This window comes from Psychrobacter sp. Rd 27.2 (assembly GCF_001921755.1).
GTDB classification, from domain to species: Bacteria; Pseudomonadota; Gammaproteobacteria; order Pseudomonadales; family Moraxellaceae; genus Psychrobacter; species Psychrobacter celer.
Map to the genome: position 1 here is coordinate 62,114 of NZ_MRYB01000008.1, position 11,283 is coordinate 73,396.

At 38.9% G+C, this 11,283-nt stretch carries 10 protein-coding genes; 7 read left to right on the top strand and 3 right to left on the bottom strand.

Annotation, left to right across the window (positions count from 1 at the left end; all coding sequences use genetic code 11):
* Positions 1-23: 23 nt before the first annotated feature.
* A complete protein-coding gene (locus tag BTV99_RS08335; protein ID WP_075101909.1) occupies positions 24-1,010 on the bottom strand; it encodes a hypothetical protein in 987 nt (328 codons plus the stop codon).
* A 428-nt stretch (positions 1,011-1,438) separates the two neighbouring features.
* Between BTV99_RS08335 and BTV99_RS08340 the strand changes: the two genes are divergently transcribed.
* From BTV99_RS08340 to BTV99_RS08350, 3 genes are all read left to right on the top strand, one after another.
* Entirely contained in the window at positions 1,439-2,056 is a 618-nt protein-coding gene (locus BTV99_RS08340; RefSeq protein WP_075101910.1) for a trimeric intracellular cation channel family protein, read from the top strand.
* Between the two features lie 377 nt (positions 2,057-2,433).
* On the top strand, positions 2,434-3,813 hold the full coding sequence (locus BTV99_RS08345; RefSeq protein ID WP_075101911.1) for an NAD(P)/FAD-dependent oxidoreductase: 1,380 nt from the start codon (positions 2,434-2,436) through the stop codon (positions 3,811-3,813).
* 52 nt (positions 3,814-3,865) lie between these two features.
* On the top strand, positions 3,866-4,429 hold the full coding sequence (locus BTV99_RS08350; RefSeq protein WP_143507109.1) for a TetR/AcrR family transcriptional regulator: 564 nt from the start codon (positions 3,866-3,868) through the stop codon (positions 4,427-4,429).
* Between the two features lie 259 nt (positions 4,430-4,688).
* Here the strand turns inward: BTV99_RS08350 and BTV99_RS08355 are convergent, their stop codons facing one another.
* Positions 4,689-5,666: a zinc-dependent alcohol dehydrogenase family protein gene (locus BTV99_RS08355; protein ID WP_075101913.1), complete on the bottom strand. Its 978-nt coding sequence runs from the start codon at positions 5,664-5,666 to the stop codon at positions 4,689-4,691.
* A gap of 168 nt (positions 5,667-5,834) precedes the next feature.
* On the opposite strand from BTV99_RS08355, the gene BTV99_RS08360 reads away from it, so the two are divergent.
* Entirely contained in the window at positions 5,835-6,728 is an 894-nt protein-coding gene (locus BTV99_RS08360) for a LysR family transcriptional regulator (protein ID WP_075101914.1), read from the top strand.
* A gap of 233 nt (positions 6,729-6,961) precedes the next feature.
* A complete protein-coding gene (locus tag BTV99_RS08365) occupies positions 6,962-7,186 on the top strand; it encodes a hypothetical protein (protein ID WP_075101915.1) in 225 nt (74 codons plus the stop codon).
* 695 nt (positions 7,187-7,881) lie between these two features.
* Here the strand turns inward: BTV99_RS08365 and BTV99_RS08375 are convergent.
* Positions 7,882-8,790, bottom strand: coding sequence for a competence protein CoiA family protein (locus BTV99_RS08375; RefSeq protein WP_075101917.1), 909 nt, complete (start codon positions 8,788-8,790; stop codon positions 7,882-7,884).
* Between the two features lie 110 nt (positions 8,791-8,900).
* Here BTV99_RS08375 and BTV99_RS08380 point away from each other — a divergent pair, with 110 nt between their 5' ends.
* Positions 8,901-9,932, top strand: a complete 1,032-nt coding sequence (locus tag BTV99_RS08380; RefSeq protein WP_075101918.1) for a hypothetical protein — start codon at positions 8,901-8,903, stop codon at positions 9,930-9,932.
* 342 nt (positions 9,933-10,274) lie between these two features.
* The gene (locus BTV99_RS08385) at positions 10,275-11,126 is read left to right on the top strand and encodes a thymidylate synthase (protein ID WP_075101919.1); all 852 of its coding nucleotides are present in this window, start codon (positions 10,275-10,277) and stop codon (positions 11,124-11,126) included.
* The last annotated feature ends 157 nt before the right edge of the window (positions 11,127-11,283 follow it).

The following is an 11,283-nucleotide window of genomic DNA, read 5'->3' on the forward strand; positions in this document are numbered from 1 at the left end:
TCCAGTAAGTTGTTAAGAAGTACTTAAAACTCATTAATCGTGTCAACCACAAACTGACGAGAAGCCTCACCCTCTATCATACGATACTGAATTTGGCGTGTTTTACCTTGTGGATTGGCATTGCTATCGTCTTCTAAATAGAGTGGGAAACGTCTAACCAATATATTCTCAACCAATGCAAACGCATCATGACCCATATAACCTTGTTTGAGTGTATCAGTCAGCTCTGGATAAGAGACTTGACTCCACGACAGCCCTTTATTGCTCGAATAAGCAATCACATCACCATATGAACCGCTACCCACACTTTGAGTGAATACTAGAATTTCAGGATATCCATCGCCATTTATATCACCCACATCGGCACTAACAACAGGATCGCTAATTGGTCGCTCGATAATGTCTTCGCCCATTGGCTGAATCTGCAAGATATAACCACCATTGCCGTCAGAGGTGCTGGTCACTTGAGTAGAAAAATCACCATAGTTGAGTGAGGTAGCGTATAGCGAGTTGTCCAATTGTTGAGTGTCCAGCGTATCGCTTAATTTTTGATATACGCCACCAAGCGTTGCACCGCCGCTACAATAAAAAGCTGTTTTTTGTAGATAGGCTTCTTCACCTTCAATGGATAAGCTATTGTCATTAAAGCGCAAATAAACGGGGTTATTATCTACCCAAAACTGATACCGTCCATCATGAGCTTTATGAAGTACGGTGTCTAATGTACAAGTAGGTTTCTTTTTGTCTATGCGAGAACGAATAGACACACTAATAGCATCTTGACCAGCATCACGTACGCTGATCGCAAACCAGTCGTAACCCTCGTTACGTTTTGTATAGCCGTCTGTGACGTAATCGCCCGTTATATTGTTAGTATACTTATCGGTTGAGGTTGCTATAGGTAGGTCGTTATGTAAAACCGTTGTTGTCTCAAGGCCCTGTGTATTAGTGTTCTGGCACGCAGTCAGACTTAATAACAGCATGCTGGGCAGTAACGTTTTTCTCATCATAATTTTTATTCCTTCAGAAGATCGTTATATGGGCCATTCATAACAGCCCACATCATTTAGCAATTTAAAAAACCATTATCCATTCTTGTAGTGGAATATTGGTTTGTACCCATTTCTCTCGATGGGGTCTAAGTCAGGGCACTAGGATAGAGGAGTTCAAAGCCTGTGACCATGTGTATTCAGTAATTTTTTTACTTGTTTATGAAAATTTGATGCTTACGCATAAGCCGCGATTTATGCTTGGGAAAAGCAGTGCTTTTGCATATAAAGTGACAATAACGTTGCATTCTTTTTTGCTTTCCCGTTGCTAGAATAGAGTAGTACTAGATGCTTTCAAAACGATTCAAATTATCATTCGTAATACACCAGTTTTATCTTTACAATCTCACATCATTTACACTATCAGATAGATTTAAGGTGAGTATTCCATGCTTTTGAGTATAGTTTACATTATTGGTATTACAGCAGAGGCAATGACGGGGGCACTAAGCGCGGGACGACAAAATATGGATTGGTTTGGCGTTATGCTTATCGCAAGTGTAACGGCGATAGGTGGTGGTAGTGTCAGAGATATCTTACTTGGTAATTACCCCTTAACTTGGGTAGAACATCCTGAATATTTATTAATTGTTTGTGTGGCTGGCCTTATAACGACTTGGTTGGCTAAATGGGTTGTTAAACTTAATGGCATTTTCATACGTTTGGATGCTTTAGGACTAGCGGCCTTTAGCATTATTGGTTGTCAAGTAGGGCTTAACATGGGACTCCATTACGGTGTTTGTGTGGTTGCGGCCATTGCAACAGGTGTGTTTGGTGGATTGCTGCGTGATTTAATATGTCGCCAAACCCCATTGGTTTTACATCATGAGTTATACGCTTCAGTTTCTTTAATCATTGCTTGTTTATATTTAATACTTCAGCATTTTGCTGTTAGTAGTAATATCAGTATCATTGTTAGTTTGGTTGCTGGTTACTTAATCCGTATGGCAGCGGTTAGAGCAAAGTGGCGATTACCCGTATTCCATTTGTTAGAAACTTCCAAATAAAATAGAGACCTCACCGTCATAAGAATGTCTACGAGCGGGCTGGGTTATTTTAGAGAGTCGTTAAGGCTCTCTATTTTTTTACCATCATACTGACTTAACGCCACTAATATGACGATCTAGCTAAGTTTTAACATGTTCATAAGCCTCATTAGGGCTTAGTAAGTATGGTATGTATAGCCTATTAGATGCTCACAAGACCTCTGAGATCTATTTTATGATCTAGTACATTTATTCAAAAAAGTCCAAACGAATACTTTAAAAAATACTGGTTATTTTCGAGTAAATCCATTAACCTACTAAGCCAACCTACCTTAAGTAGGTTGGCTTAGTAACAGGTTTCTTTAGTGAAATAAGTTTTGGTATAAAAGGGTTCTTTTATGAGCATAAGTGACTATAGTAAATCCAAATTGTTATACGACCTAGTGGTCATTGGTGCAGGGGCTGGTGGCTTGAACGCAGCATTGACTGCTATGGAATATGGGAAAAAAGTGGCTTTAGTAGAGCGTAATCAGCCAGGAGGAGAGTGTACATGGTCTGGCTGCATTCCTAGTAAAGCGATGATACAAATGGCAAAAGAGATTAAAATCTCAAAAAAATATGGTTCTATAGAGATAAACTCTGCTGACGTTTTATCAAAAGTACGAGCATTAATTCAGAAGGCACATCAAGCAGAAGCTGTACCTGTTTTAGAAGCTGCTGGAATCGAATATTTCTACGGTGAAGCCGTGTTTTTGGATAAAGATACTGTTCAAGTAGGTACAAATACTTTGCAAGCAGAGAATATAATGATTGCCACAGGCTCATCGCCTGTCGTTCCAGATATCTTTGGTATTAACACAGTTGATTATCTAACAAATGAAAATATTTTTCTTTTGCCAAACCTGCCTAGTAGCATCATTGTGTTGGGCGCTGGGGCTATTGGTGTTGAGCTGTCACAAGCAATGCAAGCGCTGGGCGTAGAAGTTAAACTGGTAGAAATGGCTCCTCATATTCTTTATCGAGAAGAAGTAGAGCTTTCTAAGTTACTACAGGAAGCCTTAGAAAAAGATGGGGTAGATATTCTTCTAAATCAACGTGCTATTGCTGTCTCAGAGGATGCTACAGGTATTCAGCTAACACTTTCTTCGCCTGAGGGAGAAGCCATCGTTTGTGCGGAAAAAATCTTGTTTGCTTTAGGACGGCAACCTAATCTAACGACGCTAAATATAGCCGATATTGGTATTAAAGCTACCTCGCAAGGAATCACGGTGAATGACTACTGTCAAACCAACGTCTCTAATATTTATGCAACTGGAGATGTGGTAGGGCCTTACCTTTTTTCTCATATGGCTGGGTATCAAGCACGAAATGTAATCCATAATTTATATGGTGTAGGAACACAGCCTATTGACTTATCAGGTGTCGCTTGGTGTACGTTCTCAGACCCCGAGTTTGCTCGTTGTGGCTTAACTGAAGTTGAAGCAAGCACGGAGCATAATGATATCAAGACTTTTACGTTTGACTATGAAGATTTAGATCGTGCCGTTGTGGATCAAAAAACAATAGGTAAAGCAAAAGTAATTTGTGACAACAAAGGATTAATACTAGGGGCTTCTATTTTAGGAGAACGGGCGTGTGAATTGTTGGGTGAGTTACAGCTATTAAAGCAGAATCAAATCCCCCTACAGAAACTGCAGGAGAGCATACATCCTTATCCGGGATACAGCGAGTTACTCTTTTATTTAAGCATGGATGCAAAAGCATGTTTCATCGCTTAAAGTGTTAATCAATACGTATGAATAAAAGAAGGAGAGAGAGGTGGGTAAGCGTATGACAAAAGAAGAACGTCGTATTCAGTTATTGGCCATGGCTAATCAAATTGTTCAGGAGTCAGGTACAGAGGCTTTAACATTAATTTCATTAGCTGATTACGCAGGAGTTAGCAAGCCCATCACATATGAACACTTCGGCTCAAGAGAAGCGTTACTTTCGGCCCTCTATCAAAGCTATGATCAACGTGTAATTGAAGCTATTGAGCAAGCGGTGGCTGAGCACCCAGTCTCTCTCGAAGCCACCGTCGATAGTGTTGTTAAGTCATATCTTGCTTGCGTAGTACATTGCGGATCTCAATACGAGGAAATTATTGCCGCTTTACAAGCTTACCCTGGCTACCGAAACCTCAAAGCTGATATTCGATACTACTTTTCTAAAGCCTATTGGCAGATTTTACAGCCTCATTTAACAGGGTCTTTCCAAGAAAACAAGGGGGTGTTATACGCTATCCACGGTACAATCGATGCTATTTCAGATGCAGTAATGATGGAGGGGTTAAGTTATGAAGCTGCTGAAAGCCTTTTACGAAAATTAATTCTTACTGTAGTTAGGTCGCTATAAAAAATTACAGTGAGTCTGGAGTAAAGTCTTCGGAGTACCTGTTGGTATATTTCCTAAAGTGTTAGAAACTTCTAAATAAAATATGACCCTACCATTATAAGGATGTCTACGAGCGAGCTGTGTTATTTTAGAGAGTCGTTATTATCTGTGAACACCTCATTTTTAACACAGCTATTTGACGCAGTTATTTAATACAGTCTGCCAGCAATTTATCTCATTTTTATCGTCATGTTCAAAATGAGGACACGTCCGAATACTACTATATAGTAAGCGTAATTTTACCTACTGCTTTACCTGATTCAAGATGGTCATGCGCGCGCGCTACCTCCCAAATAGAGTAGTTACTATCATCTATGATAGGCGTGATTTTGCCAGTATCAACCAGCTCCGCAATCATTGTCAGGATACGACCGTGCGATTCATGGTTGATGCCATGAAATAATGGAATGAGCACCAAAACACCGTGAAAGGATAAGGCTTTGAGAGCAATTTGCAATGGATCAGCAATGGGTAAAATAGTGGCGACATGGCCATTGAATCTAACGGCTTGAAAAGATTTTTGAATATTATCACCAGCCACCGTATCGAAAATTTTGTCAAAACCCACGCCGTCAGTATACGTCGCCACATAGTCATCAACCTCCGCCGTTGTATAATCCACTAGATGATCCGCGCCTAGTGTTTGTGCTAGTGCACTATTAGCAGGAGAGTAGGTAGCGGTGACTGTCGCGCCAAGTACTTTTGCTAGCTGAACGGCAATATGACCAACGCCCCCAGTTGCACCATGAATCAAGACATTATCGCCTTCTTTGACATTCATTTTTTGTACGAGTGCCTCATAAGAAGTGAGTGCGACCAACGGCAGGGCTGCGGCTTGCTTCATACTGAGTGTTTTAGGCTTTTTAGCCATTAAACGCACATCGACCAACATGAATTCAGCAAGTGCACCATCAATACCGTTGAGGCCACCAGCCATACCATAAACTTCGTCACCAACACTAAATTCAGTGACGTCGGCACCTATCTCGCTCACAATGCCAGCTACATCACCGTGTAGTATCTCTGGCAAATTCTCCGACCAAGGCAGCTCGACTGAGCGCAGCATGGTATCAATAGGATTCACACTAGTGGCTTTCACTTCCACAACCATGTGACCTAGTGTTGCCGTTGGTTTTGGTTTTTCTGCCAATTGAAAAACTGCAGTTGTACCGATTTCTTTAATGATCATCGCTTTCATGTTATTACCCTTTACTGGTGTGAATGTCTTATTGTTTGTTTCAGGACAATCAGTTTAGACGTTGCTAATCCAGCAAACCATTACCCAGTAAACAAATTACTTTTGCTTTTTGAGCAAGCCATGGTTACAGTTAAATGGAATATCTATCAACTTAATAAAGGAGTGGCAATGAGCTCAATAAATCGATTGGCATATTTTAATAGTGTTGTCGAAACTGGTAGCATTTCAGAAGCCAGCCGCATCTTTGATGTACAGCCGTCTTCTATTTCACGGCAGTTAGCAGTGCTTGAGAAAGAGTTGGGCGTACGTCTGCTCAATAAAACGACCAGAAACACCAGTTTGACTGAAGCGGGGCACAAATATTACGAATACTCTCAGCGAATTGTGTCAGAGTTTGATAATGCCAAAAGAGCCGTTAATGATTTACAAATAACGCCACAGGGTAAGCTTAAAATCAGCATGACAGTCGGTTTTGGTGAAAGCATGGTATTGCCGTTAATACCGAAATTTATGTCGTTATATCCAGATATTGATATAAAAATTGAGTTAACAGAGCGGGTTGTAGATCTTATAGAAGAAAATATTGACGTGGCTATTCGAAGTGGACGCCTATCTGATTCGACCATGATTGCCAGACGCTTGGTATTTAATGATTTTCTACTGTGTGCAAGCCCCCAATATTTAAAAAATAATGGCACGCCTCTTAGCATTGACGAACTAGCTGATCACCAATGTATCCGATATGGCTATAACGGTTGGAAAGAGTGGTTTTTGATAGCAGAAGATCGTAAAAAGTTGGTGATTAATAGTCAGGTTTCAGTGAACTCGGTGAATGGTCAGAAGCAGCTAGTATTGAGTCATGCAGGCCTAACGCTAATACCACTGTGGGCTGTTAAAAGTGAATTGGCGAACGGGTCATTGGTTCAAGTCATGCCAGATCATATTTTTAGTCCCTATGAAGAGCTTAGTGCTACTTACGCTATTTATTTAAAGCGAGATATGGTTTCACCAAAAACACGCGTTTTTTTAGATTTTTTGGTAGAACAGATGATAGCGATTTGAGTTTGGGTCTACAGCTTGATCGCACGAATTTTTATAGTCAACGACTGCTAAATACATTTTAACGAATATTGATATTTTTAAAAATCGAGTATGAATAGTTTATGAAAAAATAGGAGCGCGCCCAATTCGAAGATTATTTCATATACGATATAGGCCTAGGCACTCATGACTTGATGAATGCTTCTAAATTTAAAATGACTTATTATTCTTAAATATCAGCCTATGGAGCTTTCATGACATCTAAATTATTTATCAGTGGTTCAATTATGTTGGCCCTCGCTACACTGTCTGGACTGATGGAAAGCTTATTTTATGGTGGCATTGCTTCTGATGGCGTGCTTCAAGAAAGCTTGTTTTTACCTCTGGCTTTTATTTTTTTAGCCTTAGCATTAATCCTTTATTGCTTATCACTCATCATGCAGGTAAAAACAAGCGTGACAGGTACTCAAATGAACTAAATGCTTATTCCACAACCACATTATCAACCAGCGTCATCTCTTCGCCCGCTTTCAACGTCAGAGCATTAACACTGGATCTGACGTTTTTATTTTGGTCAGTCTCTGTTGGGGGCTGACGTTTGGTGACAAAAATGGATATGATGAATATCAAATCAAAAGTAACTCTCTTTAACCTTAAAATATTAACGTTATGTATACTGTGAAGTACATCACTACTATCTCAATAATCCAAACTATTGGTGTCATTAGCACACAGCCGAAGATTCAAGTCCTCACTAGGGAACCGAACCAATTGAATCAGTTCGGCAATTACCACCTCATTAATTATTGGGTTGGTGCGTTATACAGGTATCGAACTAGCAGCTAGCTCTCAGATTGTTGAGTCTCCAATAATTCCACTGTAGTTTGTTAAAGCGTTACTTTCTATTAAATAAATCATAGGCTTTCATCTTCTTAGCGACAATCCTGCACCCATTTTCATAATAATCAACAAGCACGAAGCTATCAACAGTATCGGCATTACACTTTGGACAATGGTAACCACCTAGCTTCCAGTCATCTTTTTCAATCACTCTAAGTGTCTGTTTAGAGCTACAAGTAGAACAAAATTTAAATTTGCGGTTTGTAAATCTTTTCATGTTCATTGTGTTTTTCATCCAGATTGCAGTAGTATTGATATATCCATCGCAAAGAAATTAGAGTTTGGGTGTAGTATCCATTTCTCGCAAACGTAGTAACACCGTATGAGAGAAAGGATTACAATACTTCCAAGCTTTGAATTTTGGTGTATATCTACCACCACCTTCTTTGCTCCATTGCTTCAGTAAAGCTATAATCTCTGGATTATAACTGACCGTTTTTACTGAAATACCCCCATCGTTAAACACCCATGCATCTACCCATACATTATTAATAATAAAGCGATGTTTAACATAACTGTTGGGGAGCTTAGATTGAGCTTTTTCACTATCATCAGCAACATGGTTCGTATTGATTTCAGGTAAAGGCGTCGTACTTAACCAATCTGCCAACGGGTCGTCAGGTTTCTTAGCTTCAGGGTATAACCATTTTTTATTATCTACTTGTTCTAGAATGAACTGTTTTGCTTCATCACTAGGAATACAGACCTTGCGCTTTAGTAGTTCTCGCAAGTCTATCTCAATGGTCTTGATACTTAATTGTTTGATGAAATTAAGTTTGTGAGTATCTACAAAAGATGTCACGGCAACTTCGATAAACAGCATCTCATTATCAATACTTGCTAATAAATCAGGACGAATTGAGCCAACAGCCTGCTCTGCTACTAAGCTTGAGAATTGCCAATTTTTTGCTTCAGTCTCATCTGTTTCTGGCAAGGGTGGCAATACCACACATTTTTTCTCCATAATGACTTGCTTAGCAAACTTGTGTAGGATACTTTCAGGGTTGATATGGCAACTTTCTTTATTACTAGAGTGAGCGAAATGATGCTCGTTTTTCTCTCCCTTTCTAGCAACAACGGGTTCGCTACATTCAAAACAATAACAGTTACAAGCGAGTCCTCTTTCTACTTGTTTAATACCAACAATTTGATCTAGATCATTAATAGCAATATTCATTAGCATGGTTACTATCCTCTTTAGGGTTTGTAAAAACTGAGGTTAGTATGAGCTGAGTATTTTGCGTAAACACCCCTAAAAGGGGTAACAAACGGGTTTGAGTCGGTTTAATACTAATGAAAAACAAATACTTAGAATTATTTGAGAATTTAAGCAATCGTCTTGACTTGTATCATAACGAAACTAAAAACCAGCGTTATGTACAGATAATGTTAGAGCGTAGGCTAAAGAGCCTGCCAGAAAATGAAGGTGATGTTTACGAGCCTGACAAAATTACTCGTAAAATAATTTATGCCATTGATAAGAATGTCAGTCTAGATGATATCGATAGCAAAGAAGCCCAACAGCAGATAAATATTAGGAAGATCCAAAAGTATTTATCCGATTTTGTTCGAACTCAAATGGACTCCGAAATACTTAATCGTGTTGGCTATATACCTGTAATTAAGGTTGAGTCTTCAAGAGGTGGTCGAGGTAATGAAAAGGCATTTTGGTTGGATATTGAACCTGTTGAACTATTGCTACCGTCTGAGGCATTAGAAGATGAAGATTCACCTGACGACTATGGTGAGATAATTTACGTGAGAGAACATAGCTCAACAATAAAACCCTCAATTCTCACTCGAATTTTTTTTAAGAATGGTGAATTAAAGATGTACAGCCCTAAAGGCTTACTGTTGACTGCTTTAATGCTTATTAGTCTTCTTGTAGATATACTGATCGTCTTGTTCGCAGTCTTATTTATTATATTCATAAAGGATTTGCCATCATTAAGCCTAACAACAGCATTAATTATATTAGCGTTCATACCATTCGCTTATATGAATTTTATATGGTTCTTTAAACCCTTACATCATTTAATGACCCACCGTATCAGTAAAGCGCCTTTGTTGTTTGCAAATATAAATACAGACAATGCTGATATTGAGATGTATAAGGGAGCTGATGGCTATAGAATAGCGAGAATAACGGCCTTCACTTCCATTTGTCCAATTTGCACAGCCCCTATTGAACTAGCTGATGGCAAACCTGATCAAAAGCAGCCGTTAGTTGGTCGATGCAGAGAAGCACCTCATGCCCATGTTTATAGCTTTGATAGGATGACTTTGAAGGGGTATTTTTCAGGTCATAAAGGTTATTTGAAGTAATGGAAGGCATTAATCAAGTAAATCGAATATTTTCATACTAAATAGTTAAATCAATTCTTTGTAGTCCTTCTTAGTTAAAAGTACAGCCCAAATAGCCGACTATTCCCATAAAGGTGCATTATGGTAAATGATGTTAGATAGAATGATTCGGTTTCATTGGCTCCATTGGGGCATAGTCTGTTGATAAGTTATTAAGACAATTAGTTGTTACGAACAGGTTTGTACAATTGAGCCTTGAAACTTTATAATGCTCAATGAAATCAAAAGGTAAAATGTATTGTCCACGCAGTTCAACAAAAATCACCTTTTGAGATAAGTTTGTAGTCCAACTAAGGTTATTGAATGAAACAGTATCTAGATTTATGTCAACGTATAGTTGATGAGGGTGTATGGGTCGAGAATGAACGAACTGGAAAACGCTGCTTAACCGTTATTAATGCTGATTTAAACTACAATGTAGGAGCTAATGAGTTTCCCTTAGTAACTACTCGAAAGAGTTATTGGAAAGCAGCTATCGCAGAGTTATTAGGGTATCTACGTGGTTATGATAGCGCAGATCAGTTTCGAGCTATTGGATGTAATACATGGAACGCTAATGCCAATGAAAATGAAGCTTGGTTAGCTAATCCTTATCGTAAAGGTAAGGATGATATGGGCCGAGTTTATGGTGTACAGGGACGCAGATGGCGTAATTCAGTAGGAGAGGAGTTTGACCAACTTCGTAAGACTTATAATAACTTGCGAAACGGTATTGATGACCGAGGTGAAATTCTAACCTTCTACAATCCAGGTGAGTTTCATATGGGATGTTTACGTCCTTGTATGCATACTCATACATTTTCGTTGTTAGGTGGAAAGCTTTATTTGACTTCATCACAACGTTCATGTGATGTACCATTAGGTCAAAATTTTAATCAGATTCAAGTGTTTACCTTACTAGCTCTCATGGCTCAAATTACGGGCCACGAGGCCGGAAAAGCTTATCATAAGATCGTAAATGCACATATTTATGAAGATCAATTAGAATTAATGCGTGACGTGCAATTAAAACGCGAACCTTATCCGGCACCTAAGCTTCATATTAACCCTGAAATTAAGTCTCTCGAAGATATTGAAACATGGGTAACATTGGATGACTTTAAAGTTGAAGGATACCAGTATCATGAGTCTATTGCCTATCCATTCTCAGTTTGATATAAGCATAAAGTGAAAGCTGAGAAAAGTGATAAATTTCTATTAGGCATAAAGTATCAATATATGTGATTTATGCTATAGGGTATATGCTTATTAGCTAAGCTCTCGCTAGCTTTTAAGCAAGAGGAAATTAAGATTATGCTCTTTATAGAATAGA